Annotated in this window: 25 protein-coding genes; 19 read left to right on the top strand and 6 right to left on the bottom strand. The window is 66.8% G+C overall.

Translation table 11 applies throughout. From position 1 onward, the window contains the following. Nucleotides 1-2: 2 nt before the first annotated feature. The 12 genes from fabD to IPP91_02530 all read left to right on the top strand — a co-directional run bounded on the left by fabD (nt 3) and on the right by IPP91_02530 (nt 10,069). A complete protein-coding gene (gene fabD / locus IPP91_02585) occupies nt 3-929 on the top strand; it encodes an ACP S-malonyltransferase (GenBank protein ID MBL0140963.1) in 927 nt (308 codons plus the stop codon). A 7-nt stretch (nt 930-936) separates the two neighbouring features. Next, nucleotides 937-1,677: a 3-oxoacyl-ACP reductase FabG gene (fabG, locus tag IPP91_02580; GenBank protein ID MBL0140962.1), complete on the top strand. Its 741-nt coding sequence runs from the start codon at nt 937-939 to the stop codon at nt 1,675-1,677. A 107-nt stretch (nt 1,678-1,784) separates the two neighbouring features. After that, nucleotides 1,785-2,024 (top strand): acyl carrier protein, encoded by a 240-nt coding sequence (gene acpP, locus IPP91_02575; GenBank protein MBL0140961.1) that lies wholly within the window; start codon nt 1,785-1,787, stop codon nt 2,022-2,024. Nucleotides 2,025-2,112: 88 nt separating this feature from the next. Beyond that, nucleotides 2,113-3,348: a beta-ketoacyl-ACP synthase II gene (gene fabF, locus IPP91_02570; GenBank protein ID MBL0140960.1), complete on the top strand. Its 1,236-nt coding sequence runs from the start codon at nt 2,113-2,115 to the stop codon at nt 3,346-3,348. Between the two features lie 29 nt (nt 3,349-3,377). Continuing rightward, on the top strand, nt 3,378-4,199 hold the full coding sequence (gene pabC / locus IPP91_02565; GenBank protein ID MBL0140959.1) for an aminodeoxychorismate lyase: 822 nt from the start codon (nt 3,378-3,380) through the stop codon (nt 4,197-4,199). After that, complete coding sequence (gene mltG / locus IPP91_02560) at nt 4,183-5,181, top strand: endolytic transglycosylase MltG (GenBank protein ID MBL0140958.1); 999 nt, start codon at nt 4,183-4,185, stop codon at nt 5,179-5,181. The genes pabC and mltG overlap by 17 nt, the downstream gene beginning before the upstream one ends. After that, nucleotides 5,178-5,795 carry a dTMP kinase gene (locus IPP91_02555; protein MBL0140957.1) on the top strand — a complete coding sequence of 206 codons (618 nt, stop codon included), beginning with the start codon at nt 5,178-5,180 and terminating at the stop codon, nt 5,793-5,795. Before mltG ends, IPP91_02555 begins: the two co-directional genes overlap by 4 nt. Beyond that, nucleotides 5,792-6,802, top strand: a complete 1,011-nt coding sequence (holB, locus tag IPP91_02550; protein MBL0140956.1) for a DNA polymerase III subunit delta' — start codon at nt 5,792-5,794, stop codon at nt 6,800-6,802. The genes IPP91_02555 and holB overlap by 4 nt, the downstream gene beginning before the upstream one ends. Nucleotides 6,803-6,805: 3 nt before the next feature. Continuing rightward, nucleotides 6,806-7,174 carry a pilus assembly protein PilZ gene (locus IPP91_02545; protein MBL0140955.1) on the top strand — a complete coding sequence of 123 codons (369 nt, stop codon included), beginning with the start codon at nt 6,806-6,808 and terminating at the stop codon, nt 7,172-7,174. A gap of 42 nt (nt 7,175-7,216) precedes the next feature. Next, on the top strand, nt 7,217-7,996 hold the full coding sequence (locus IPP91_02540; GenBank protein MBL0140954.1) for a TatD family hydrolase: 780 nt from the start codon (nt 7,217-7,219) through the stop codon (nt 7,994-7,996). 18 nt (nt 7,997-8,014) lie between these two features. Then, the gene (rlmM, locus tag IPP91_02535) at nt 8,015-9,082 is read left to right on the top strand and encodes a 23S rRNA (cytidine(2498)-2'-O)-methyltransferase RlmM (GenBank protein ID MBL0140953.1); all 1,068 of its coding nucleotides are present in this window, start codon (nt 8,015-8,017) and stop codon (nt 9,080-9,082) included. A gap of 54 nt (nt 9,083-9,136) precedes the next feature. Beyond that, nucleotides 9,137-10,069, top strand: a complete 933-nt coding sequence (locus IPP91_02530) for a hydroxyacid dehydrogenase (GenBank protein ID MBL0140952.1) — start codon at nt 9,137-9,139, stop codon at nt 10,067-10,069. 16 nt (nt 10,070-10,085) lie between these two features. On the opposite strand, the gene IPP91_02525 is transcribed toward IPP91_02530, so the two are convergent. Beyond that, nucleotides 10,086-12,137: a fused MFS/spermidine synthase gene (locus IPP91_02525; GenBank protein ID MBL0140951.1), complete on the bottom strand. Its 2,052-nt coding sequence runs from the start codon at nt 12,135-12,137 to the stop codon at nt 10,086-10,088. 67 nt (nt 12,138-12,204) lie between these two features. Here IPP91_02525 and IPP91_02520 point away from each other — a divergent pair, with 67 nt between their 5' ends. Next, nucleotides 12,205-13,140, top strand: coding sequence for an alpha/beta fold hydrolase (locus tag IPP91_02520; protein MBL0140950.1), 936 nt, complete (start codon nt 12,205-12,207; stop codon nt 13,138-13,140). Here IPP91_02520 and IPP91_02515 read toward each other — a convergent pair. After that, nucleotides 13,137-13,607 (bottom strand): peroxiredoxin, encoded by a 471-nt coding sequence (locus IPP91_02515; protein ID MBL0140949.1) that lies wholly within the window; start codon nt 13,605-13,607, stop codon nt 13,137-13,139. The genes IPP91_02520 and IPP91_02515 overlap by 4 nt on opposite strands. A 10-nt stretch (nt 13,608-13,617) precedes the next feature. Further along, nucleotides 13,618-15,609, bottom strand: coding sequence for an SDR family oxidoreductase (locus IPP91_02510; GenBank protein MBL0140948.1), 1,992 nt, complete (start codon nt 15,607-15,609; stop codon nt 13,618-13,620). Between the two features lie 211 nt (nt 15,610-15,820). Here IPP91_02510 and IPP91_02505 point away from each other — a divergent pair, with 211 nt between their 5' ends. From IPP91_02505 to IPP91_02485, 5 genes are all read left to right on the top strand, one after another. Next, nucleotides 15,821-16,264, top strand: coding sequence for a phasin family protein (locus IPP91_02505; protein ID MBL0140947.1), 444 nt, complete (start codon nt 15,821-15,823; stop codon nt 16,262-16,264). 3 nt (nt 16,265-16,267) lie between these two features. Next, complete coding sequence (locus IPP91_02500; protein MBL0140946.1) at nt 16,268-17,566, top strand: patatin-like phospholipase family protein; 1,299 nt, start codon at nt 16,268-16,270, stop codon at nt 17,564-17,566. Nucleotides 17,567-17,580: 14 nt separating this feature from the next. Further along, the gene (locus IPP91_02495) at nt 17,581-18,261 is read left to right on the top strand and encodes a TetR/AcrR family transcriptional regulator (protein ID MBL0140945.1); all 681 of its coding nucleotides are present in this window, start codon (nt 17,581-17,583) and stop codon (nt 18,259-18,261) included. Between the two features lie 13 nt (nt 18,262-18,274). Next, entirely contained in the window at nt 18,275-19,054 is a 780-nt protein-coding gene (locus IPP91_02490; GenBank protein ID MBL0140944.1) for a hypothetical protein, read from the top strand. Nucleotides 19,055-19,227: 173 nt separating this feature from the next. Further along, nucleotides 19,228-19,635: an SWIB/MDM2 domain-containing protein gene (locus tag IPP91_02485; GenBank protein ID MBL0140943.1), complete on the top strand. Its 408-nt coding sequence runs from the start codon at nt 19,228-19,230 to the stop codon at nt 19,633-19,635. A 90-nt stretch (nt 19,636-19,725) separates the two neighbouring features. Here the strand turns inward: IPP91_02485 and IPP91_02480 are convergent, their stop codons facing one another. The 3 genes from IPP91_02480 to IPP91_02470 all read right to left on the bottom strand — a co-directional run bounded on the left by IPP91_02480 (nt 19,726) and on the right by IPP91_02470 (nt 25,846). Beyond that, on the bottom strand, nt 19,726-21,105 hold the full coding sequence (locus IPP91_02480) for a DUF1501 domain-containing protein (protein ID MBL0140942.1): 1,380 nt from the start codon (nt 21,103-21,105) through the stop codon (nt 19,726-19,728). A 14-nt stretch (nt 21,106-21,119) separates the two neighbouring features. Next, nucleotides 21,120-24,170: a DUF1800 family protein gene (locus IPP91_02475; GenBank protein ID MBL0140941.1), complete on the bottom strand. Its 3,051-nt coding sequence runs from the start codon at nt 24,168-24,170 to the stop codon at nt 21,120-21,122. A 122-nt stretch (nt 24,171-24,292) separates the two neighbouring features. Further along, nucleotides 24,293-25,846, bottom strand: coding sequence for a wax ester/triacylglycerol synthase family O-acyltransferase (locus tag IPP91_02470; protein ID MBL0140940.1), 1,554 nt, complete (start codon nt 25,844-25,846; stop codon nt 24,293-24,295). Between the two features lie 116 nt (nt 25,847-25,962). On the opposite strand from IPP91_02470, the gene IPP91_02465 reads away from it, so the two are divergent. Next, on the top strand, nt 25,963-26,223 hold the full coding sequence (locus tag IPP91_02465; protein ID MBL0140939.1) for an acyl-CoA-binding protein: 261 nt from the start codon (nt 25,963-25,965) through the stop codon (nt 26,221-26,223). Nucleotides 26,224-26,260 lie beyond the last annotated feature (37 nt).

The raw sequence follows: 26,260 nt of genomic DNA, 5'->3' as shown, positions 1-26,260 counted from the left end.
CAATGAAATTCGCGATGGTGTTTCCCGGGCAGGGCTCGCAATCGGTGGGCATGATGAACGGTTTCGGCGATACGGCCGTGGTCGAACGCACGTTTCGCGAAGCCTGCGCGATCCTGGGCGACGACCTGTGGGCGCTGGCCGCCGGCGGGCCGGCCGAGGCCCTCAATCGGACGGTCGTCACCCAGCCCCTGATGCTCACGGCGGGCGTGGCCTGCTGGCGGGCGTGGCGCGAGCGCGGCGGTCCCTGGCCGGCGTTCTTCGCCGGCCACAGCCTGGGCGAGTACTCGGCGCTCGTCGCTGCGGGTGCACTGCGCTTCGAGGACGCGCTGCCTCTCGTGCGGCTGCGCGCGCAGGCGATGCAGGATGCAGTCCCCGAAGGCACGGGTGGCATCGCAGCCATCGTGGGCCTGGAGGAATCGAAGATCGCGCAAGTGTGCGAGGAGGCCGCACAGGGCGAGGTGCTGGAGCCCGCAAACCTGAATTCGCCTGGCCAGATCGTGATTGCCGGGCACCGCGCCGCGGTCGAGCGCGGCATGGCGGCGGCGAAGGCGCACGGCGCGAAGCTCGCGAAGATGCTCCCCATGAGTGCGCCGTCCCACTGCAGCCTGATGAAGCCCGCCGCCGAGCGGCTTCGGGAGCGCCTCGCGGCCGTTGCGATCGTCGCGCCCACCGTGCCGGTGCTCCAGAATGCCGACGTGGCATCCTTCGATGATCCCGACCGCATCCGGCAGGCCCTGGTCGAGCAACTCTACCGCCCGGTGCGTTGGGCGGAAACGGTCCGCTACCTGCAGGCGCAGGGTGTGGCCCGAATCGTGGAATGCGCGCCCGGCAAGGTGCTGGCCGGGCTCGTGAAGCGCACGGTTGACGGCGTGGAGGCCGTCGCCATCACCGATTCGGCGGCGCTCCTCGCCGCCATGCCTACCAGCTGAGGAAGCCATGCTGAACGGACAAGTCGCCATCGTCACCGGGGCCTCGCGCGGGATCGGCGAGGCGATCGCCATCGCGCTTTCGCGAGCCGGCGCCACCGTCGTCGGCACCTCGACGACCGACAAGGGAGCCGAGCAGGTCTCGCGCGTCATCGCCGAAGCCGGCGGCAAGGGCGCGGGAAGGGTCCTGGACGTCCGCGATGCCGGCGCATGCGCGGTCTTTGCCGACCAGGTGGCTGGCGAGTTCGGTCCGGTGGCGATCCTCGTCAACAACGCGGGCGCCACGCGCGACAACCTCCTGGCGCGCATGAAGGACGAGGAGTGGGACGAGATCCAGTCGACCAACCTGAAGAGCGTCTTCGTCCTTTCGCGCGCGGTGCTTCGCGGCATGATGAAGGCGAGGGCCGGGCGAATCGTGAACATCACATCCGTCGTCGGCTTCACCGGAAACCCCGGGCAGACCAATTACGCGGCCGCCAAGGCCGGCATCGTCGGCTTCTCGAAGTCGCTCGCCCGCGAGGTGGGCAGCAGGAACATCACCGTCAACTGCGTGGCGCCGGGCTTCATCGAGACGGACATGACACGCTCGCTGGACGGGGAACAGGTGAAGAGGCTGGTCGACAACGTCCCGCTCGGCCGGCTCGGGCGCGTGGACGACATCGCGGCCGCGGTGGCTTTCCTGTGCTCCCCCGGAGCCGCCTACGTCACCGGGGCCACGCTGCACGTGAACGGCGGCATGTTCATGGACTAGGGCAGGCCGGCCGGCACAGGCCCGTGTGGTAAAATAGGCCGTTTTTTTCCGCATTCGACGCATTGCCCCGAAAGCAGCGGGACCCGAAAAAATAGTGGAGGATCGAGATGGAGAACATTGAAGCGCGCGTCAAGAAGATCGTTGCCGAGCAGCTCGGCGTGGCGGAAGCCGATGTGAAGATCGAATCCTCGTTCGTCGAGGACCTTGGCGCCGACTCCCTCGACAACGTCGAGCTGGTGATGGCCCTGGAAGAGGAGTTCGAGTGCGAGATTCCCGACGAGGACGCGGAGAAGATCACGACCGTGCAGCAGGCGATCGACTACGTGAAGGCCCACCTCAAGCAATAGGCACCTGGGGCGCGGCCCCGCACTCCCGGGGGCCGCGCCGACCGTCTCTGTCCCGCTTCCCAATTCCGAAACTCCCCGGAGCGACTCCATGACCAAACGCCGCGTCGTCGTCACCGGCCTTGGGATCGTGTCCCCCGTCGGTACCGGCATCGCCCAGGCCTGGGGCAACCTCGTCCACGGCGTGAGCGGCGTCTGCACGATCTCGAAATTCGACCCCGCGCCTCTGTCCACCCGTATCGCCGCGGAGGTGAAGGGCTTCGACGCCACGAAGTGGATGACGCCCAAGGAGGCGCGCCGCTCCGACACCTTCATCCACTTCGGCATCGCAGCCACGAAGATGGCGCTGGACGATGCCGGGCTCGCGATCGACGACTCGAATGCGGAGCGGATCGGCGTCATCGTGGGGTCGGGCATCGGCGGGCTTCCCATGATCGAGGAGAACATCCTCGAAATGAGCGCCAAGGGGCCGAGGCGCATCTCGCCCTTCTTCGTTCCCGGCTCGATCATCAACATGGTCGCCGGGCTCATCTCGATCCAGTTCGGCGCCAAGGGTCCAAACGTCTCGATGGTGTCGGCCTGCTCGACGAGCTCGCACTGCGTGGGGGAGGCGGGCCGGGTCATCGAGTACGGCGACGCCGACGTCATGATCGCGGGCGGCACCGAGGCCACGATCTGCATGTCGGGCATGGGCGGCTTCTGCTCGCTCAAGGCTCTTTCAGAAAGGAACGATGACCCGGCGCACGCCTCGCGGCCATTCGACCGCGACCGCGACGGCTTCGTCCTGGGCGAGGGCGCGGGCATCCTCATCCTCGAGGAATACGAGCACGCGCGAAAGCGCGGGGCGCGCATCTACTGCGAGCTCGCCGGCATGGGCATGAGCGCGGATGCGAACCACATCACCGCGCCCGACATGGACGGCCCGCGGCGGGCGATGCTGGCAGCGATGCGAAATGGCGGCATCAACGCCGCCGAGGTTCACTACCTCAACGCCCACGGGACCTCCACGCCCCTGGGCGATGCCAACGAGACAGCGGCAGTGAAGGCCGCGTTCGGCGACCACGCGAATCGCCTGGCCGTGAACTCCACCAAGTCGATGACCGGCCACCTCCTCGGGGCGGCCGGGGGCGTCGAGGCGCTGATCACGGTGCTCGCGATCCATCACCAGGTCTCGCCCCCCACCACCAACCTCGCGAACCCGGACCCGGCCTGTGATCTCGACTACGTGCCCAACGTGGCGCGCGAGATGAAGATCGACGTGGCGCTGTCCAATTCCTTCGGGTTCGGCGGCACGAACGGCACGCTCGCGTTCCGGCGCCTGCGCTAGGAAGCCGGGGCGAGTCGCCCGGGGACCCGATGGCCACGCTCCTCGTCAATGGCCGGCCCGCCCGGTCGGTGAATTCGAGCGATCGCGGTTTCATGTACGGCGACGGCGTCTTCCGCACGTTGCTCACCCGGGCGGGGCGGCCTCTCAATTGGCAGCACCAGTACCGGTTGCTTGCGCATGATTGCGGCAGGCTGGGCCTGCGCTGCCCGGAGGAGCCGGTTCTCATCGACGAAATCAGGTCCGTGGCGCCCGGAAACGCGGTCGTGAAGATCATCGTGACCCGCGGCGCGTCGGGGCGCGGATATGCCTTTTCCGAGGACGTCGCGCCGACGAGGATCGTCATCGCGTTTCCGATTCCCGAGACGGCTCCCGAGGCACCCCGTGAAGGCGTCCGGATCCGGCGGTGCGACCTCGCCTTGGCCATCCAGCCCCGGCTCGCGGGGGTGAAGTCGCTCAACCGCCTGGAGAACGTGCTGGCGCGCGCCGAATGGCGTGACCCCGGCATCCGCGAGGGACTCCTGGGCGACGCCCAGGGGCGCCTGGTGGAAGGGACGATGAGCAATGTCTTCTTCACGCTCCACGGCAAGCTGGTCACGCCGGCGTTGTCCCGGTGCGGCGTGAACGGCGCCCAGCGCGAGCGCGTGCTCGAACTCGCGAAGGCCGACGCGGTCGCGTGCGAGGTCCGCGATTGCGCGTTCGAGGAACTGCGGAAGGCCGGGGAAGTGTTTCTCACCAACAGCCTCATCGGCATCTGGCCCGTTGTCGTTCTCGACGATGCGCGCTGGATTCCGGGCCCGATGGCAGGCCGCCTGCAGCGACTGGTCGAGGACGACGATGCGCGCCGCGCCTAGGCTGGCGCTTGCCGCGACGCTTGTTGCGGCACTTGCGGCGATCGCCTGGACCGCGTGGTTCTGCCTGCGTCCGCTCGAGTTGCCGCGAGTCCCGTTCGACTTCACGGTGAAGAGCGGGGCGAGCCTGAAATCGGTCGCCCGAAACCTCGCCGAGGAAGACCTCCTTCCAGAACCGCAGACCTTCTGGATCCTGGGCCGCCTCCTGGGGAAGGCGACGTCGCTGCAGGCCGGCACCTACCGGCTCGCCGTCCCGGTGACCCCCCTGGAACTTCTCGACAAGCTCGCGTCGGGCGACGTCCTGCCGATCGAGATCGTGTTCGTTGAAGGCACCACGTTCAGGCAGTGGCTCGTGCAAATGAAGCAGCACCCGCATATCCGATCGACCCTCGATCGCATCGACGACGCCGCGATCGGTGCTGCGCTCGGGGTGACGCAGACGGCGCTCGAGGGACTGTTCTTTCCCGATACCTACCGGTTCCTGTCTGGCACCAGCGACGTGGAGATCCTCAAGCGCGCGCATGCGGAAATGGTCAGGCGCCTGGCGCGCGCGTGGGACGCCCGCGATGCGGCCCTGCCGCTCTCCGGCGCCTATGAAGCGCTCATCCTGGCTTCCATCATCGAGAAGGAAACGGGCCAGTCGGGAGAGCGGCCGGTGATCGCCTCGGTGTTCGTGAACCGGCTGCGAAGGGGCATGCGCCTGCAGACGGATCCCACCGTGATCTACGGGTTGGGAACGCGTTTCGACGGGAACCTGCGCAAGCGCGACCTGCTCGCCGACACGCCCTGGAACACGTACACGCGCGGCGGCCTGCCAGCGACCCCCATCGCGATGCCCGGCGCGGCATCGATCGCCGCCGCCGTGGGCCCCGCAACGACCGACTACCTGTATTTCGTCGGACGCGGCGACGGCACGCACCAGTTTTCGCGCACCCTCGAGGAACACAACCGGGCGGTGGCAAAATACCAATTGGGAAGATCATGACGACCAGCCGGTTCATCTCCATGGAGGGCATCGACGGGGCGGGGAAATCCTCGCACCTGGAGTTTCTCGCTTCCGCGATCCGCAAGCGCGGTGTGGAAGTGGTCGTCACGCGGGAGCCGGGAGGCACGCCGCTGGGCGAAAGGCTTCGTGAACTCGTCCTGCACGAGCCGATGGAAGGCACCACGGAGGCGCTCGTGATGTTCGCGGGCCGCCGCGAACACCTGGTTCGCGTGATCGAACCGGCGTTGGCCCGGGGGGCCTGGGTGCTGTCTGACCGCTTCAGCGACGCGACCTTCGCCTACCAGTGCGGCGGACGCGGGCTCGACCGGGACGTCTTCCGCGCCCTGGAGGCCATCGTGCATCCGCACCGAAAGCCGGACGCCACCTTTCTGTTCGACCTCGACCCGGCCGTTGCTTTCGAGCGCCAGCGGGCCCAGGGCCGGACGCAGGACAAGTTCGAACGAGAGGCGCAGGTGTTCTTCCAGCGCGTGCGCGACGCGTACCTCGAACGCGCGCGGGAGGATCCAGCGCGCGTGCGGGTGATCGACGCCTCTGGCGGGATCGAGGCGGTGCGTGCGAGGCTCGCCGACGTGTTCGCGAAGGCTTTCCCGTGAACGCCTTGCCCTGGCAACGGGAGGAACTCGAGCGCCTCATGGGGCGCCGGGAGCGCCTGCCGCACGCTTTCCTCGTCTCGGGTCGCCCCGGGATAGGCAAGGCGGAATTCGCCCGCGAGTTCGGGCGCAGTCTCCTGTGCGAGTCGCCCATCGACCGGCTGGCCTGCGGGCAATGCCCTTCCTGCCACTGGTTCGACCAGGGAAACCACCCCGATTACCGCGAGATCGTGCCCGAGGCCGCCGAGGAAACGGAGGGCGACGGCCCGGACGCGGATGCAGGCAAGGAGGCGGGCAAGAAAAGCCTTGTCATCAAGATCGAGCAGGTACGCGCGATCCGCGACTTCGTGTCGCTATCCACGCACCGCGCCGGTCACCGCGCGATCGTGATCCACCCGGCGGAGGCGCTGCAGCCCGCGGCGGCCAACGCGTTGCTCAAGACGCTCGAGGAACCGCCGCCGGCCACGGTGATCATCCTCGTGAGCGACCGGCCCGCCAGGCTCCTCGCGACCCTGCGCAGCCGGTGCGAGTCGGTCGTGCTGCGATCGCCCGCGCGCGATCGCGCCCTCGACTGGCTCAAAGCCGGGGGGGCCGAGGAACCGGAGATTGCGCTAGCCCTCGCCGGTGGTGCGCCATTGCTGGCCGCCGAACTGGCGCAACCGGCAGAGCGCGAATGGCGCCGGAAGATCGTCGCGGAGCTTTCGCGTCCAGACGGAGTGCACGTCGTTGCGTTCGCCACGGGCTTCGATCGTGCGTTCCTCGAGCGCACGGTATTCGTGATGCAGACCTGGGTCCACGACCTCGTCCGCCTGAAGAATTCTGGCGAGGTGCGCCATCATGTCGATTCGGTCCCCGCCCTCAGATCGAAGGCCCGCCGTGCACGACTCGACCGACTGCTCGCGCTCGACCGGGAACTCCTGGAAGCCCGGAGGCTCGTCGCGCATCCGCTGAACGCGAGGCTTGCGGCGGAGCACTTGATGATGGCCTACAATCGAGCGACACTAGCCTGAGCCATGAATCAAATCGCACCTGATGCGGCGATCGCGAGGCCCGGGGTCTTTTCCCTGGTGATCCGGTCGAAGGCCGCGCTCTATGCCGCATGGATCCCGCTCCTTCGGGGGGGAGGCATCTTCGTGCCCAGCACACGGGAACACCGGCTCGGCGAGGAGGTGCTGGTCCTGTTGTCGCTTCTCGACGACAGCGTGAAGATTCCCATCCAGGGGCACGTCGCCTGGGTGAATCCCGCGCATGCCGCAAGCAACCGTCCCCAGGGCTTCGGCGTGCAATTGCAGGAATCCGAATCCTGCCGGGAACTCAGGAAGCGTGTCGAGGGGCTGCTCGCGGGAGCGTTGCAGTCCTCGAGACCCACGCACACGATCTAGCGCGCCCGCCCGAGCCTGGCGCGCGCCGGTAGAATGCGCGCCATGCTCGTCGATTCCCACTGCCACCTCGATTTCCCCGATCTGCGCCCGGAGCTCGATGCGCTGCTCGCGCGCATGGCCGAGAACGGCGTGACCCATGCCCTCACCATCTCGACCACGCTCGCCGGGTTTCCCGGCGTGCTGGCGGTTGCGCAGTCCCGACCCAACCTGTGGTGCTCGGTGGGCGTGCATCCCGACGAGCGGCGCGATGGCCGCGAAACGAGCGTCGAGGAGCTTGTCGCGCTCGCGAGCCACCCGAAAGTGATCGCGATCGGGGAGACGGGGCTGGATTACTTCCGGGTCGAGGGTGACACCGAGTGGCAACGCGAGCGCTTCCGCGTCCACGTGCGCGCGGCCAGGGCCTGCTCAAAGCCCCTGGTCATCCATACGCGCGAGGCTGCGGTCGACACGCTTCGAATTCTCGAGGACGAGGGCGCCTCTGCAGTGGGTGGGGTGATGCACTGCTTCACCGAATCGCTCGAAGTGGCGCAGGCTGCAATGCGCCTGGGCTTCTTCATCTCGTTCTCCGGCATCGTCACGTTCAAGAACGCGAAGGCACTCAAGGAGGTGGCGACTCTCGTCCCGCTCGAGCGCATGCTCGTCGAGACGGACGCCCCGTACCTGGCCCCGGCGCCGCACCGGGGAAAGACCAACGAACCGGCCTTCGTGCGCCACGTGGCCGAGGAAGTCGCCCGGCTGAAGGGGGTGAGCCTCGAAGCGGTGGCCGCGGCGACCACGAGGAACTTCTTCGACCTGTTCCGAGATGCGAAACGCCCGTCCTGAGCGCGCAGCGGGCGCGGCATGAGCGCTTCGCACCTGCTGACCTACTGCCGTGCCGGATTCGAGAAGGAGTGCGCGCAGGAGGTGATGGCGCTCGCGCACAGGTCCGAGGTCGAAGGTTTCGTGAAGGCGCGGCCCGACGCCGCTTTCGCGGTGTTTCATCCACACGACGAGACGGCGGGAAGGCAATTCGCCGACCGGATCGATCTCGACTCGCTCGTCTTTGCGCGGCAGGGGGTGCGTACGGGCGCGCTGCTCCCGGACCTGCCGGTCGGGGACCGCGCGACGCCCATCGCCGCGGCCGCGCGCGCCGCGGGCACGGCCTTCCGCGAGATGTTCCTGGAAACCCCGGACACGAACGACGGCAAGTCCCTCGCATCCCTCATTCGCCCGCTGGCGCCCCACCTTTCGCGGGCGCTGGCCCGCGCGGGGGTGGCCATCGACGTCCCCGCGGCCCCCGAGCGGCTGCATGTCTTCTTCGTCGGCGGGACGGCCTGCCACGTGGGCGTCTCCCGCGTTGGCGCGAGTTCGCCGTGGCCCATGGGCATCCCGAGGCTGCGCATGCCGCACGGGGCGCCGTCGCGTTCCACGCTCAAGCTCGCCGAGGCGATGGCCCACTTCCTGGGTGACGAGGCACTCGGGAAGCGGATGACGCCCGGGATGACCGCCGTGGACCTTGGCGCCTCCCCGGGCGGCTGGACGTGGCAGCTCGTCAGGCGAGGTCTTGGCGTGACCGCAGTGGACAACGGCCCGATGGACGCGGCGCTCCTCGACACGGGTCAGGTGAAACACCGGCGGGAGGATGGCTTCCGTTTTCGTCCCCCGGAGCCCGTCGACTGGATGGTGTGCGACATGGTGGAAAGCCCGTCCCGCGTGTGCGCGCTTGCCGCACGCTGGGTCGCCGAGGGCTGGTGCCGCGAGTCGATCTTCAACCTGAAGCTTCCGATGAAGAAGCGCTGGGAGGAAGTGGCGAAGGCCCGTGACATTGTCGAGGACACGCTGGCGGGAATGCCGCATCGCATTCGCCTGCGGCACCTCTACCACGATCGCGAGGAGGTCACCGTCTGGCTCGCGGCGGGTCGGCGCTGATCGCGTGCTAGACTCGCCCGGACTCCGAATGGCCCCGAAGGAGAGCCCTGTCCCATGCAGCGTATCGTCATCTCCGAGAACATGGACGCTCCCGCCGTGGCTCTCCTCGCGCGTGACTTCGACGTCGACTACCGGCCTGCGCTGGTGGATGACGTGGCGGCGCTGGCGAGAGCGCTTGCCGGGGCCGATGCGTGGATCGTCCGCAACCGGACGCAGGTTCGAGGCGCCGCGCTCGAGACGGCCTCGGCCCTTCGCGTCGTGGGGCGGCTGGGCGTGGGACTGGACAACATCGACCTGGCGGAATGCACCGCGCGCGGCATCGAGGTGATCCCCGCCACGGGCGCCAATGCGGAATCGGTTGCGGAGTACGTCCTCGGCATGTCGATGATCCTGCTTCGCGGCGCGGCCTACCTTTCCACCGCCGCCGTTGCGGCCGGGCGTTGGCCGCGCCAGATGCTCTCGCAAGGCCATGAAGTCTCGGGGAAGACGATGGGGCTCGTCGGCTTCGGAAGCATCGGCCGCGTGACCGCACGCAAGGCCGGCGCGCTGGGCATCCGCGTCGTTGCCTTCGACCCCGGTGTACCCGCCGACTCGCCCGCGTGGGCGGAAACCGGCGCGACGCCCTGCGCTTTCGAGGACCTCCTGGCGCGCGCCGATGTCGTCTCCTTGCACGTGCCATTCGCCGAGGCGACGTACAGGCTCTTCGACGAGGCGCGCATTGGGCGGATGAAGCCCGGCGCGATCCTCGTCAATTCGGCGCGCGGCGGCATTGTCGACGAGGCCGCGCTCGCGAAGGCGCTGCACGAGGGACGCCTGGCGGGAGCGGCGCTGGATGTCTTCGAGGCGGAGCCCCTGGGTGCCGGGAGCGTCCTGGCCGGCGTTCCCAACCTGATCCTCACGCCGCATATTTCCGGCGTCACGCTGGAGTCGAACGAGCGCGTCTGCATTCTCATCGCGCAACGCGTGGCGAAGTTCCTGAACTCCTGAACGATCGCCGGACGCCCTAGCGGCGCCAGACCTGCAGGAGGTTGTTGTAGGCGTCCGTCCACAGACGCCAGTCGGGTTGCGGCGCCACCGGCTCGGTGGAGGCCACGATCTCGCGGCGAAGGATGAGCGGCTTGTAGCGAGTGAGCAGCACCCAGTCGCTGGTCGTCGTGCTTCCATCCGTGCCGGTCTCGTGGACGAAGGCATATTCGAGCCCGTGCTTCTCGGCGATCGCGAGCAGCACCGGCTTCAGGTCGAGGAACCGGTTCGAGACGTGGAAGGCGATGACGCCCCTGGGCTTCATATGGCGCAGGTACGTCCCCACGGCCTCGAGGGTGATGAGATGGACGGGAATGGAGTCGCCCGAGAAGGCATCCACGGCGAGCACGTCGAATCCCTGGGGCCGCTCGCGCTCCAGGTTCAGGCGCGCGTCCCCGAGGATGATTTCGATTTTCGAGGGGCTGTCGCCGAGGTAGGAGAACCGCTCGCGCGCGATGCGCACAACGGCCGGGTTGATTTCGTAGAAGCGATACGTATCGTCGGCATCGCCATACGTGGCGAGCGTTCCGGCCCCCAGGCCGATGACGCCCACCTTGATCGCGAGGCCTTCGTGCGCGAGGAGCGTCATACCGATTCCCGAGGTGGTCTTGTAGTAGGTGGTCGCTGCGCGACGGTACTTCGGGCTCATCCACTGCTCGCCGTGCAGGATTGATCCGTGCACGAGCGAGCGATAGCGCGTCTCGGGGTCGCCCTCGCGCGCGAGGACCTCCTTCACGCGCAGCACGCCGTAGAAATTGCGCTCCAGGAGGACCGTATCCTCGGTGAAGTGCTTCACGCGGTACGCGAGCGCTCCGGCGGTGAACACGGCCACGACCGCGAACATCGCGACAATGGATTTCGGGCGGTCGAGGTTGAGGTAAACGGCGAGAAGGGCCACCACGAAGAGGGCGATCTCGAGTTCCAGGAATCCGGGCAGCGTGAGTGGCGCGACGATCCCGACGAGGATGCCGCCGGTGACGCCCCCCAGGGAGACGACCAGATAGAACAGGGTGAGGTGCTTCGGCCCGGGCCGCAGGCGCGCGAGCTCGCCGTGGCAGAACATGCAGACGACGTACAGGCCCACGGCGAACACGCCGACCTGCCAGGCGAGCTCGAACTGCAGGCGCTTGTCGGAAAGGAACCATGCCATCACGCACACGATCCAGACGAGGAAACCGAGGTACCCGTCGCGCTTGTACCAGCGCGTGCCCTCGAAGCACAGGATGAAGGTGAGCAGGTAGATCGCGAGCGGAATCACCCACAGCAGGGGGATGGACGAGATGTTCTGGGTGAGGTGATTGGAAACCGCGAGCAACATGACCGACCCCATCGTGGCGAGGGCCAGCCACAGAAAAAGGGTTCGCGCCGCGGGCCGGGGCTCGCCTGCGTCTTCCCGGGTCCGAACTGCGCGCGCGAGCGGGGCCAGCTCCCGGCTGCGCCAGGAGAGCCATGAGCACATGGCCACGAAGAGCGCATAGGTACCCGACCAGGCCCACGACTGCTGGGGGCTCGCAAGCCACGGCTCGAAGAGGAACGGGTAGCCCAGCAGGGCGAGCATCGAGGCGAGGTTGGAGAGAGCGAAGAGCCGGTAGGGGATCGAGCCGGGAAACTCCCGTGCGAACCACGCCTGGATGAGAGGGCTCGTGGTGGAAAGCAGGAAATAGGGCAGGCCGATGGTGGCGAAGAGGACGAGGAGAATGCGCACGACCGGATTCTCGTCGCCGGCGGGCTTCCAGTATTCGCCCGGCACTATCGGCATGAACGCAAGGCTCGCCACCAGGAGGCCGATGTGGATCCAGTTCTGGCGAGGCGAGGCCACCTTCGTCGTGATCCAGTGCGAATAGGCATAGCCCATCAGCAGCACGAACTGGAAGAACACCATGCACGTGGTCCAGACGATGGCCGAGCCGCCGAACCAGGGCAGGATCTGCTTGGCGAGGACGGGCTGGACGAGAAAGAGCAGGAAGGCGCTCAGGAATATCGTTGCGGCGTGAAGCGGCATCGCGCGATTCTGTCCCGTGTGGGGCGGCATGAAGGCCGCGAAATGGTATCACGCGCTGCGTGGGCCTCCGGGCGCTCCATTGCTATACTCGACGCGAATGCCAGCCAACCTCGTCCGCCTCGCGCTCGCCGCAGAGCTGTTCGCATGGACGGCGATCGGCGCTTGGCTTCGCGCGCGGAGCGGCTGGAGCATTCCGGCCCTCGCCGCGGCCGCCGTCGCGGGCGCCCTGGGCATGCGGCTCGTCCTCGTCGGTCTCACCCTGTGCATCTCGTGGTTCGCCCGCTCGCCCAGGGCGCCCGGCGAGCGTCTGGGCCTTGCAGGCACCGTCCGACTCGTCGCCGGCGAGTGGCGCGCGATGCTCGCCAATAATTTCCTGTGGCTGCCGTTCGAGCGCCGGGTCCTTCGCCCGGATCCCCCGCTCGTGCCCGATGCACGCGTGCCGGTGATACTCGTGCACGGTTACCTGTCCAACCGGGGAACGCTTTGCGGTCTTGCCCACGCCCTTGACGCGGCCGGCATCGGCCCCGTCTTCGTCCCCAGCCTGCCGGCGATCGTGGCGCCGATCGAGACGTTTGCCTCGCATCTGGATCGCGTGGTGCACCGCGTGACAGAGATGACCGGGCAGCCCCGGGTGATTCTGGTCGGGCATAGCATGGGGGGCCTCATCGCGCGCGCCTGGCTTGCGCGGCATGGGACAAGCCGCATCGCCGGGCTGGTCACTCTGGGAAGCCCGCACCACGGCACGGCGCTGGCCCCGCTGGGCACCGGCCGAAACGCTCGGCAGATGCGGATCGGGAGCGACTTCCTGCGCGAACTCGCCGGTGCCGAAGGAGGCAGCGGTCCGGGATGTGCGGCGCTTTCGGTGTACACGGCGCATGACAACCTGGTGGCCCCGCAGGAGTCGAGCCGGCTCGCCTGGGCCCGCAATGTCGCGATTCACGGCGTGGGCCATCTGGCGATGCTCCTCGACGCGCGCGTGCACGAGGCCGTCGGGGCGGAACTGGTCCGCCTTCGCGAACGGCCCGGGACCTAGAGAAGCGCCAGCACTTCCTCAGCGTGGTTGGCCACGTCGGGCCGATCGATGATGTGCTCGATGCGACCCTTCCCGTCGATGACGAAGGTGACCCGGTCGGCCATGCCGACGAGAGCCTTGGCGGCCGAGAGGAACCCCGCTCCGCCAATCGTCCCGTACGCGCGGCTCACCACGCCGCCCTTGTCGGCGAGCAGCGGAAAGTTGAGCCGGTATTTCTCCGTGAACCTGCGGTGCGAGGCCTCGTCCTGGGTGGACACCCCGAGGATGGCGGCACCCTTGGCCACGATCTGAGCGTTGTGGTCGCGAAGCGAGCACGCCTGCTTCGTGCAGCCGGGCGTGTCGTCCATCGGATAGAAGTACATCACGAGCTTGCGGCCCCTGAAATCCGCGAGCGACACGCCGGCGCCGTCGGTGGTGACGCCTTCGAAGTCGGGGGCCGGGTCGCCGGCCTGGAGTGCCTTTCCCATGAGCCGGCGCCTACCAGTGGATGCCTTGCGTGAGCTGCGCGAACGCCACCTGCTCCGGAGACAGCTCCACGTCCCTGGGCGCGCCGTCCTTTCGGCCCTGCGACGCGGTGGAGTCGGGGAACATGCGGAAGGCCGCGTTGAGGATGATCTGCGTGGCCTTCGGGGCCACGGCGTGCAGGAGTGCGCCGAAAATGCCCAGGCGCGTGGCGATGCGCACCGGCTTGTAGACGATCGCCTCCACGACGAGGTCGGCCGCCTGTTCCGGCGTGAGCGTGGGCACGTGGTTGTAGATCTTGGTCGGGGCGATCATCGGCGTCTTCACCAGCGGCATGTTGATCGTGGTGAACGTGATGTTGTTGTCGGCGAACTCGCTCGCCGCGCAACCGGTGAACGAATCCAGGGCCGCCTTGGATGCCACATAGGCGGAGAACCGGGGCGCCTGGGTGAGCACGCCGATCGAGGAGATGTTGATCACCTGCCCCTTCTTCTGCTTCATCATCGCGGGGAGGAAGCCCATGATGAGGCGAAGGCTGCCGAAATAGTTGAGCTGCATCGTCCGTTCGAAATCGTGGAAGCGATCGAACGATGACGCGATCCCCCGGCGAATGGATCGTCCCGCATTGTTCACCAGGAAGTCGCAGCGCCCGAACTCCTTGAGCACCGTGGCGACGAGGCGGTCACAGTCGGCGATGTCCGCGAGGTCGCAGGAGACGAACCTGCCCTTGCCCCCCATCGCCTTGATCCTGGCCATCACCGGGGCCGCCTTTTCCGGATCGCGGGCCACCACTACCACCTGGGCGCCGGCCTCGGCCATCTTGTAGGCGGTGGCCTCCCCGATGCCGGAGGAGCCGCCGGTGATCACGATGACCCTGTCCTTCACCTTGCCGGCGAGCGAACGGTCGATGAAGAGGTCGGGGTCGAGGTGGCGTTCCCAATAGTCCCACAGTCGCCACGCGTAGTCCTCGAGCGGCGGCACGCGGATCCGGGACCCCTTGAGCGCCTTGGCGCATTCACGGTTGTCGAATCGCGTGGGGTAGTTCACGAACTTGAACATGTCCTGCGGGATGCCCAGGTCCGAGAGGACCTGCTTCTGGATCCGCCGCACCGGGGCCAGGGACATCGCCGAATCGATCACGAAGGACGGGATGAACGCGAACATCTTGGCGTTCACGCGCATCGTCATCTGCGGCGCATGCGCAGCCTTGGCGAAGAGGTTCAGGACCTCGCCAATGCGGCGCGGCTCCGGGTCGGTCAGGTGGAAGCAGCCACCGTCCAGCCCCTTCCTGTGGGCGATGTGGTCCATCGCATCGACGACGAAATCCACCGGCACGATGTTGATGCGCCCGCCCTCGATGCCCACCGTGGGCATCCACTGGGGCAGGGCCTTGCGCATCTTCTGGATGAGCTTGAAGAAGTAATACGGCCCGTCGATCTTGTCGATCTCGCCCGTCTTCGAATGGCCGACCACGATGGCCGGGCGGTAGACGCGCCAGGGACGCCGGCACTCGGTGCGCACGATGCCCTCGGAGTCGTGCTTGGTGCGGAAGTAGGGATGGTCGAGTTCCTCGGCCTCCTCGAACATGTCCTCGCGAAAGTCGCCGTCGTAGAGACCTGCGGCGGCTATCGAGCTCACGTGGTGGAAGCATCCGGCCGATACGGCCCCGGCGAACTGGACGGCGTGGCGCGTGCCGTCGATGTTCGCCCTTTGCTGGCTCTCCGCGTCGGCGGAGAGGTCGTAGATGGCGGCGAGGTGGAAGAGGTGGTTCACCTTGCCCTTCAATTTAGCGAGGTCGGACGCCGCCACGCCCAGCTTCGGCTTGGCCAGGTCGCCCACCACGGCCACGACGCGCTTTTCCTGGCTTCCCCAGCGGGCACGCAGGGCATCGAGCTTGCCGACCGAACTCTTGCGCACGAGCACGAATACCGTGCCCTCGCGTTCGAGCAGGCGGTCGATGAGGAAGCGGCCGATGAATCCGGTGCCGCCGGTCACGAAATAGGACATGGAGTTCTCCTCGGGGAGCGCTGGGGTGCCGGGCGAATAATACACGCGGGGCGCGAGGTGCGACGCGAGCACTTCGTGGCCGCAAATTTAGTGTGACCCCTCTAATCCTTTCCAATAACTTGAATCCTGACACCGAGGGCAATTTCGCCCCGGACATGGCTCCCCGACAGGGGGAGCCGGTGGATCGCAATCGATGACGAAAGGAAGAAAAATGGCCCGCGCCACTCGCACTGCCCGCAAGACCCGCAAGCCCGCAGTCACACCCGCCAAGGCGGTCCGTACGATCCGCGCCTCCGCCCAGAAGGCACTCGAGGCCGGCGTTCAAGCGGCCTCCGGCGTTCGCCAATCGGCAGTCGGGGCGTTCGACGCCCTCGTGAAGCAGGGCGCTGCCCTTGAGGCGCGCAGCCGCCGGATGGCTCTTGCCAAGGCCGAAAAGGCCCGCGCCGTGGCATGTGCCCGTGCCGAAGAGGCCAAGAAGAAGACTTTCGAGGCGGTCTCCCACCTCGAGAAGGTCTTCGAGCAACGCGTCTCCCGGACGATCTCCAAGCTGGGCGTCCCGACGGTGCGCGACGTTCGCGCGCTGTCTCGCCAGGTCTCGCAGTTGCAGGCGAGCGTCGACCAGCTCCATCGCGCGCGGGCTCGGGCTGCCCGGTAGGGAATGTCCCGAAGCCCCGTCCGCGGAAAGGCCGGAGCGAAGGCGCGAGTGCCTTCGCGTCGGCCCTCGCGTGACCCGGCGAAACCGCGGATGGGTCTTGCCTTGGCGGGCGGCGGCCCGTTCGGGGTCATCTACGAAATCGGCACCCTGATGGCGTTGCAGGAATCGTTCGACGGAATCGACCTCGATGACCTGGATGTCTATGTCGGCGTGAGCGCCGGCAGCTTTCTCAGCGCGGCTCTCGCCAACGGCATCCCGGTATCCGAGATCTACGGAATCTTCATCGGGGGCGAGGAGGCCGAGGGGACGCTTACCCCGGAGGTCTTCATGCGCCCCGCATTCCGGGAATACCTGCAGCGTGCCCGCTCGGTACCGTCGATCCTGGCCCGAAGCCTTTGGCAGTACCTGCAGAGCCCGCTTTCGCGTGGGGCCCTGGAATCGTTTGCGGCGCTGGGAAGGGCCATCCCCACCGGCGTCTTCGACAACGACACCATCCACAAGTACCTGCACGCCGTCTTCACCCAGCCGGGAAGGACGGACGATTTTCGCCAACTCAAGCGCCGTCTCTACCTGGTCGCGACTGACCTGGACAACGGCGAAAGCGTGAGCTTCGGGCGTCCGGGACACGAGCACGTTCCCATCTCGCTGGCCGTGCAGGCCAGCGCCGCGTTGCCGGTGCTCTTTCCGCCGGTCGTGATCGATGGCCGCCATTTCGTCGATGGGGCGCTCAGGAAGACGCTGCACGCCTCGGAAGCCCTGAACGACGGGGCGAAGCTCGTGATCTGCGTGAATCCGATCGTTCCCTACGACGCGGGCCTTGCTGCCGAGAAAGGCAGGGGGCGCCACCACCAGCTTGTCGAGGGCGGGCTTCCGACCGTCCTGTCGCAGACCTTTCGCGCGATCATCCATTCGCGGATGGCGACCGGGCTCTCGAAATACCGCAAGGAGTATCGGGACGCGGACGTCATCCTTTTCGAGCCGGACGCAGACGACAGCGAAATCTTCTTCACCAACATCTTCAGCTACTCGACCCGGGCCGGGCTCTGCGAGCACGCGTACCAGCGCACGCGGCGCGACCTCCTGCGGCGCCGCCACGAACTGGAGCCTTTGCTCGCCCGTCACGGGGTGCGGCTGCGGATCGACCTGCTCAAGGACCCGAACCGGCGCCTCGGGCTGCAACGCCGGGGTCGCCCGGGCCTCATCCCTGCCGCCACGCAGCTGCCGATGACTGCCTCGGACCTTCGCGACACCCTGGTGGACCTGCGGCGCTGGCTCGCCGCCGAGGATCGCGCCCCGGCGTGATAACCTCTCCGGCCATGGCGAAATCCTCCGCCGGCCGGCCTGCCCTCGACGGCAACGCGGTGCGCACCCAGCGCACGCGCGAGCGCATCCTTGCCGTGAGCCTCGAGCTGTTCAACGGGCGCGGCGAGGCGCATGTCACCACCGGGATGATCGCCGACGAGCTGAACATCAGCCCGGGGAACCTGTACTACCACTTCCGCAACAAGGGCCAGATCGTCGAGCGGCTCTTCGAGCGATTCGAGGAGCGCATCTCCATCGCCCCGCCTGAGCCAGCCGCCGGCGCTGCGGCGATCGAGGACCTCTGGCTCTACCTGCACCTCATGTTCGAGGCGATCTGGGACTACCGCTTCCTGTACCGCAATCTCGACGACATCGTCGGCCGCAACCGCCGGCTGCGGGAACATTTCAACCGGATCCTCGAGGCGAAACTCGCTGCTGTCGAGGGGCTCTGCCGGGGCCTCGTGGGAGGCGGGATGATGAATGCGAGTCCGGGCGAGATCCGTGCGCTCGCCTTGAACGTGCTGGTCGTCGCGACCTATTGGCTCAATTTCCGCGCGGTCCGCGGAGACCGTGAGCCGGTCCAGCCGGGCGATCCGGGCACCGGTGCGTTCCAGGTGATGTCCCTGGTCGCCCCTTACCTGATGGGCGAGGCGAGGCAGCATCTCGAGCGCCTGGGCCGCGATTACATCGACTAGCGAGGAGCGAACAATGACGAAGGCGAAGTGGACCCCTTTTCCTTACCCGGCCAAGCCGTTCACCTACGCGGGAGAGGCGCTCAGAAAGAACTGGGATCGACTGCACCGCGGCGACTGCGAGCCGTTTCCGAAGGACCCGAAGGTCCAGGAAGCCTGGCGTGCCTACCATCGCGGCGCGTTCGCGGAGGCGGTCGAGCTGGGCCTGGCGGCCGGGGGCGGGGGCATTACCGCAGCCAACAAGGCGCAGTCGATCTACGCCAATGGCCTCGAGAAGAAGGAGGCCGTGCGCCTTGCCCTCCTCGAGCAGGCGATGGCACGGGCGCACGCCCAGGCCGCCGCGGAACCACGGAATGCCAACGCGCATTACCAGTACGCCTACGCTGCGGGTCGATACAGCCAGGGCATCTCGGTGGTGAAGGCGCTCTCCCAGGGCCTGGGCGGCAGGATCCGCGCCGCGCTCGAGGCGACGCTCAAGCTCGCCCCGAAGCATGCGGAGGCCCACACGGCGATGGGAACCTACCACGCCGAGGTGATCGACAAGGTGGGCGCGCTCGTGGGAGGCCTCACCTATGGGGCGAAGCGGGGAGCCGGAGAGGAGCACTTCCGCAAGGCGCTCAAGCTCGCGCCCGATTCGTCCATCGCCCATTCCGAGTTCGCCAACGGGCTCGTGATGATGCATGGCAAGAAGGCGTTGGAGGAAGTTTCCGCTCTCTACGCGAAAGCGGCGGCTTGCGAGCCGCGCGACGCCATGGAGAAGATCGACGTCGAGGCGGCCAGAAACGAGCTCGAATGAAATCGCGACGCAACCGCGCGTGTTGTCTGGCGGCGACGCAGAGCGGAAAAGCGCGTTTTCAGAGTGAAAATTCATTGACAAACCGTTTTTGCCGTGTGCATTCTCTCGCCTGTCACGCCTGTATGGGCGAGATCTGCTGAACCAAACGTCACTATCTGATTGGAGGATTCCGAATGGCAGCGAAGAAAGCCAAGAAACCCGCGGCGAAGAAGCCCGCGGCGAAGAAGCCCGCGGCGAAGAAGCCGGCCGCCAAGAAGCCCGCGGCCAAGAAACCCGCAGTCAAGAAAGCCGCGGCCAAGAAGCCCGCAGCCAAGAAGCCGGCAGTCAAGCGCAAGCCCAACGCCGCCTTCATGAAGCCCCTCATGCCGAGCGCTGCTCTCGCTGCCGTGATTGGTGCCGCTGCCCAGCCTCGTACCGAGGTGACCAGCAAACTGTGGGCCTACATCAAGAAGAACAACCTGCAGGACAAGGTCAACCGTCGCAACATCAATGCGGACGACAAGCTGCGCGAAGTTTTCGGCGGCAAGAAGACCGTCTCGATGTTCGAGATGACCAAGCTCGTTTCCAAGCACCTGAAGTAACGGGGTGCCCGGTGCCGGCGTCGCCGGTGCGATTGGAAGTGAAGCGGGCCGGCGAATGCCGGCCCGCTTCATTTGGCGGTCAGGCCGCCGTCAGGACATGAATCCGAGGTTGGCCGCCGGGAACCGCGCGAGGTTCGGGAAGATCGCGCCCAACTCGCCCGTGCCCACGCCGAACCAGGTGGCCAGCGTCGCAGCGTACTGGTCCACGGCCGTCGTGGGTATCCACAGGCCGCCGCTGCCCGTGTCGTCCGGGCCACCGCGCACGAGCGTCGGGAAAGTCCCGTAGATCCGCCCGCCCCGCACCGCGCCGCCGGCGACAAGGTGGTGATTGCCCCAGGCGTGATCGGAGCCCTTGCCGTTGGAGGGAAAGGTCCTGTTGAAGTCCGAGGCGGTGAAGCTCGTGACGAGGTCGGCGCAGTCGAGCTCGACGCTTGCGCCGTGAAGCGCCGTCATGGCCGCGCTCACCTCGCCCAGGAGCTCGGCCTGGCGCTGCAGCTGGTCGTCGCCGTGCGTGTCGAACCCTCCGATGGAGGCGAAGAAGACCTGGCGCTTCAAGCCGAGCGCCCGGCGAACGGCGAGCAGGCGCGCGATCATCTGCATCTGGTTGCCCAGGCCCGTGTTCGGGAACGCCGTGGTGAACGGAGGCACCGTGGCCAGGGCGGAGGCGAGGATCTGCTGGTTCTGGATCGCGCGGTCGATCACGTCCTTCCAGGCACCTTCGAAGAGGTTCGCGGAGGGAAGCGCGAGCAGGTCCGTGATCCCCTTGGAGAGAGGATCGGTCGAGCTCGTCCCCTTGTAGAAGTCGAGCCCCAGCAGGTTGCCCGGCGAAACCTTGAAGGACGACACGGTCGTCCCGACCTGAAACAGGTTGGAGCCCGATACCGAGATCAAGGTGGAGCTCGGGTTCGCGCCGTTTGCGGTCTTCATCAGATCGCCCAGCCGTCCGCCCCAGCCCGACCGGGGAGCGCCATCCGAGATCGAGCTCTGCCATTGGGCCTGCTGGTCGCTGTGCGAATAGAGGTCCGGCGGAATCGGAACTGATCGAGCGAGGTACTGGGCGCGGGTCGTCGGTGCCCGCAGCGGGCCCGCGTTGGCCACGATGGCGGCCTTGCCCTGGTTGAAGAGGCCCTGGAAGTCTGCCATCGCGGGATGCAGGCCGAAGGCGCGGCCGGGCGTGTTCTGGACGCTCAGCGGCAGGAGCGTGGACTGGCCAAGGGCGAGGGCGGGTGTTCGCCCCGACGCGTACTGCAGGTACTCCGAGCCGCTGGGAATCACCATGTTGTTGCCGTCGTTGCCCCCGAACATGAAGATGCACACGAGGGCGCGATAGTCCTCGCCCGCGGCCTTGGGGGCGCCCGGCGACAGGCTTGCCGCCGCCGCGATGCGCTGCAGGTCGCTCCACGCGCCCACGCCCCCGGTGGCCACGCAGGCCACCGCGAGCTTCCTGAGGAATTCCCGTCGATTCGTCATGGTCTGATTTCCTTTCACTTCTGGATCACGAATTCGGGGGACAGGGCAACCAGCACCAGGGCCGCCTTGACCCGGTCGGTGATGGAAGATCCCGATCCCGTCTTCGGCGCGGCCATCGCCCCGAGGGTGGACACGAGGGTGCTGCGCGTCGCGTCGGACATGCCGCCGTTCATGAACATCAGGTTCAGCCGGTCCGCCAGGGCTGCCGGATTCGCTGCCAGCTGGTTCAGGCCGGCGAGATCGAGCGTGAGGCGCGTATCGCCGCTGCCGTAGTAGCCGTTCCGCGCCAGGTGGGCGAAGAAGTTCAGTCCACCCACCATGCTCGTCTCGGTCGTGATCTGGAATTCCGGTGCGACGAGTCCCGCCGCGGATAGCGGACCCGGGTGGCGGTAATTGGGCGCGAAGAAGTTGAACACGCTGGGCGCCAGGAGCGGGCTCTGGTTGAGCCCTTCGTCGGCGCTGTCCAGGTACCAGATCTTGTTGCGGCCGCTCGGACTCGTCGCCTTCAGTGCACGCAGGAAGTTGGCGAAGCGGATCACCGGTTCGCGTTGCTTTCCCCAGCCCGGATTGCCCGTGATGGCGAGGTCGCGCGCCTCGGGGTCGAGGAGGACGGCCCGGATCACGGCGCGCAGGTCGCCGCGCACCCCCTGGCCGTTGTTGTTGAAGATGCCCGCGACGCGGCCGATGTACGGCGGGCTGGGGTTCGAGGTCACGAGCCGCTGTATCAGCTCCCGGCCGATGAACGGGCCCACGTTCGGATGGTTGAAGATCGCGTCGAGCGCATCCTTGAGGTCCTTTCGCGCGCCCTGGTTGGCGGGGATCGTGATGCCGTTGAAGAGTGTCTTGGCGGCATTGTCGTGCCATGTCTCCCACGGGATCAGGGGGTCGAGCCAGTTCTCCTTGGCCGGATCGAAGACCGAAGGCTTGCTGGTGTCGTTGCCGGCGAAGCTCCAGCCCGTGAAGGCGGCTGCCAGACCCTTGACGGCGGATTCGTCGTAGGTCGGCTGCGGCAGGCCCTGGCCGTCGAGAATGGGGGAGCCGTCCTGGTTGAGCTTGTGGAGGCCGAGCGAGAAGAGCTGCATCACCTCGCGTGCGTAATTCTCGTTCGGGTGAGTGCCCCTGGCCGCGTCCTCCTTCTTGCTGCCGATCATGTTGAGGTAGTAGCCCATGGCCGGATGCAGGGTCACCTCCTCGAGCAGCTGGCGGTAGTTGCCGAAGGCGTTGCGGTTGAGGACATCCATGTATGAGGCCATGGCGTAGGTGTCGAGGTCGGGCGCGATGTTGGAGATCACGAAGATCTCCGACAGCGCGAAGGACATGCGCGCGCGAAGCTGCCCCGGTTCGGTCAACCACTGTTGCCAGATCGCCTCGTAGGCACGCTCCTCCTGGACCTTGTCACCCGCGGCCTTGCGGTCATTCACGTACTGGACGTGAGAGGCGGCGTTCATCGCGAACTGGGCGTTCATCCAGGCCTCGTATCCCTGGGTCTTGATCGCATCGACCTCTTCCACGCCCTTCATTCCGAAGGTGGATTGCGTGAGGAAGCGCGCCGCATCCCGGGTGCTCGAATCGAGTAACTGGGCCGGACCGGCCACCGTGACCACGACGGCTGCGGAGATCGTCGTCCCTGACTTGTCGTCGGTCGCCACGGCCGTGAGGCTGTAGGTGCCTTGCGTCGCGCCGGCCCATGTTGCGGTCCACGGCGAGGCGGTGGCCTCACCGATCTTCGCAGCGTTGGCGATGAACTCCACCTTGACCACGGTGCCGTCGGGGTCGGAGGCGGTTGCGGAAAGCGTCACCGCCGCGCCCTGGACGTAAACGGCGTTTGCCGCCGGAGCCGTGAGCGTGACTTTCGGGGGCTTGTTCGTCGCGGGTGGTGGCGTTGCCCCGCCGACCTTGACTTCCCTTGTCGTGCTCTTGATTTCCGAGGTTGCGCCGAGATCGTCCGTCGCCTGGGCCGAAAACCGGTACGTTCCTGCCCCGAGACCGGTCACGGTCATGCGGTAGGGCGCCGTGGAGGCTTCGCCGATCTTCTCGTAGTTCTTGAAGAACGACACCTTGGCGATGCGCCCATCGGAGTCGCTTGCGGCGGCTTCGAGGACAAAACTGGCGGGCGCGATGACCGGATCGGCCGGCCCTGAAACCGCAAGCATCACCTCCGGAGGCCGGTTGGTCGTGGGCGTGCCGAAGGGCTGACGGGAAATCGTCTTGGTCTGCGTATGGCCGTTGACCGTTGTCGTGAACGTGGCCGTCGCGCCCTCGAAAACGATCGTGGCGATGCCGACTTCGGTGAGCTTCGTATTGGAGGTGATGAAGGGCTTGTCGTACGGCGAGCCGGTGGTCGTGTAGAGCTTGGCCGTGAAGGTGTTGCCGTTGAAGGTCCCGCCGGGCATGACGATCCACAACGGCTGCTGGTTCGTGTCGTACGTGTACCAGACGCCGAAGATGTTGTCGCCATGGTGGGTCAGGTTGAGACCCCAGCCCGACTCGCCGGGATTCCACCAGAGGTCGCTGAAATCGAAAGGCGGGTTGGCCGGCGCCGCCCCGAATGGCTGGCGCTTCACCGCCTTGGTGATGGTCTTCTCGAATGTGGAGTAGGAGACGGTCGCGGAGACGTCATCGGGGTCGAAATCGATCCTTGCGGTGCCGATCCTGTTCCGGGTCACCCGGCTGCTGGAGAAGGTCGGCTCGCGATAGGAGGGTCCCGTGGTGCGGTAGACGTCGCCGGAAAACGTGCGCCCGTTGTTCGAGAAGGCGCCATCGGGCATCACGAGCCATAACGGCTTGCCGGTGTCGTCGTAGATATACCAGACGGCGAAAACCTTGTCGTGGTGGTGGGTGAGCGTGAGCCCCCAACCGGATTCGCTGGCGTTCCACCAGATGTCGGTGTAGTTCGCCGCCCGCGCCGGCCCTTCGATGCCGACGAGCAGGAGGAGGGCGAACGCGATCCCGCGGATGGCGTTCAACGCAAGGCGCCGGAGGGCGCGGATGGAACGGGTTGCAATCACGAGGTTCCTCCCATGGATGTCCGTGTGCGGGCGGAGCCAACGCAACTTCGATGCCATGGCGGAAACGCCTTGTATTTCAGGCGCTTGGTGTTTCGTTGTTGAGATGAATTGTCGCCGGAGGGCTACAGCCGGAGGGCTGCGAAACCCTTGCGCGCAAGATCGCGCGAACGCCCCGCGGGTCAGAGGCCGCGGAAGCGCTTCGGAATCTTTGCGGGGCCGGCCGTCTTGGCCGCGTTCCTCTTCGAGCCACGGGCAGAATCAGGCGGGGCGACCATCTGCGCCCCGGCTGCCGGGGAGGGCGGCGATTGCGAATCCTCCCACTCAGACATCAGTGTGAGCCACATGAGCTTCTCGAATTCCTTGCTGAAGCGCGCGACGATTCGATCCGGGTCAGGCACCCGGGCCACGTCCGTGATGAGGCCGAACTGGATCCGGCCGTTGTAGGAGAGGAGAGACACCCCCATGCCGATTCCGCCGGACTGCGGCACCCAGAAATTCAGCTCGGTGATGCGGCGTCCTCCAAAATAGAGAGGGTGCTGCGGACCAGGCACATTGGTCATCACCGCCGAGGCGTTCCGGGCAAGCAGCGACGCGATCTGCTCCTGGAGGATCTTCGGCCCATGGCCCACGGTATGCAGCAGGCCCAGGACGATGAGGGGCTGGTACGAGCCCTTCAGGGCTTGCATCCGCCTGCGGACCTCATGGAGCCTCTCGAGAGGATGGTCGACGCCGATGGGCAATTCGAGGAACACGAGCCCGAACTGGTTGCCGAGTTCGCGTCCCTTGCCTTCGGGCCGCAGGTTCACGGGAACGATGGCCCGAATCTCGATTCCGTCCACGGGCTCGCCCCTGGAAGCGAGGTAGTCCCGCAGGGCACCCGTCGCCATCGCGAGCAGCACGTCATTGATGGAACAGCCCAGCGCCTTGCCCATCACCTTCACTTCCTCGAGCGGGAAGGGCTCGGCCCACGCCACGCGCTTGCGCACGCCCAGGCGGCCCTTGAAGCAGGTCTGCGAATCGCTGCTCATCAAGGCGAGCCGCGCGATCTCCGCGGCGAAATCCATTCCCTTGCGCGTGGCGCCTTCGAGTGCCTCCTGCGCGATGGCCGGGTTTGCCGCGAGTTCCCGGCCCTGGCCCAGGAGGTTGCGGCCCACACTCCGGGCGCCCTCGAGGGCGTCCGTGACCGGTTTCAGTATCTGCAGCCAGAAATCCGACTCTCCCGAGTCGGCCGTTTCGATGCGTGCATGCGGACGCGCGAGGCTCGCCTTCGCCGTTGCCTCCGTCATGGAGAGCATGACCTGCACCATCGCGATGCCATCGGCGTAGCAGTGGTGGATTCTCATCACCAGGGCGCTGCCGCCGTTGTAGGTGTCCACGAGGTGGTACTGCCAGAGGGGCTGGGAGGAATCCAGCGGCGTCGACGCGAGGTCGCTCACGAACGCCTGCAGTTCCGCCTTGCCCGCCTTGCCGGGCAGTGCAACCTGGTGGACATGGGAATCGATGTCGAAATTCTCGTCGTCCTCCCACCAGGCGCCTGTCGCGTCCTGCACCGCCTTCTGCCGGAAACGATGGAAGGCAAGAAACCGGTTCTCGATCGTGCGCTTGACGTGCTTCAAGTCCAGCCGACCCTCGAACATCATCACCCCCACGATGACCATGAGGTTCGTCGGCAGGTCCATTCTCAACCACGCGGTATCGACACCGGAAATGCGTTCTCGGCGCGGCGGGGACATGGGAATTCGGCTCCTCGATTCGATCGTTCGGGATGGCTCGCCACCGTTGCGGCGCGGCGCTGGTTGGGCTAACTTTAGCACCACCCCGAACAGGCAAGTGTGCGAGGAGACGAGCGATGGCGGATGTGAAGAAGCAGTTCGAAGCGGCCGCGGCGACGGTCCTGAAGGCGAAGAAGGACCCGGGCAACGACCTGAAACTGAAGCTCTACGCGCACTACAAGCAGGCGACCGAAGGCGATGTCGCGGGCGACAAGCCCGGGTTCACGGATTTCGTGAACCGCGCCAAGTACGAGGCGTGGGCGAAGCTGAAGGGAATGAGCGCGGGCGACGCGATGAGCGCCTACGTGAAACTGGTGGACCGGGTCACGCGAAACTAAAAAAAAGCCCGCGAAATTTCCGCGGGCCTTGAACATC

Source organism: Betaproteobacteria bacterium, assembly GCA_016720855.1.
GTDB lineage: Bacteria > Pseudomonadota > Gammaproteobacteria > Burkholderiales > Usitatibacteraceae > FEB-7.
This window is presented reverse-complemented; position numbering and strand designations above follow the sequence as displayed.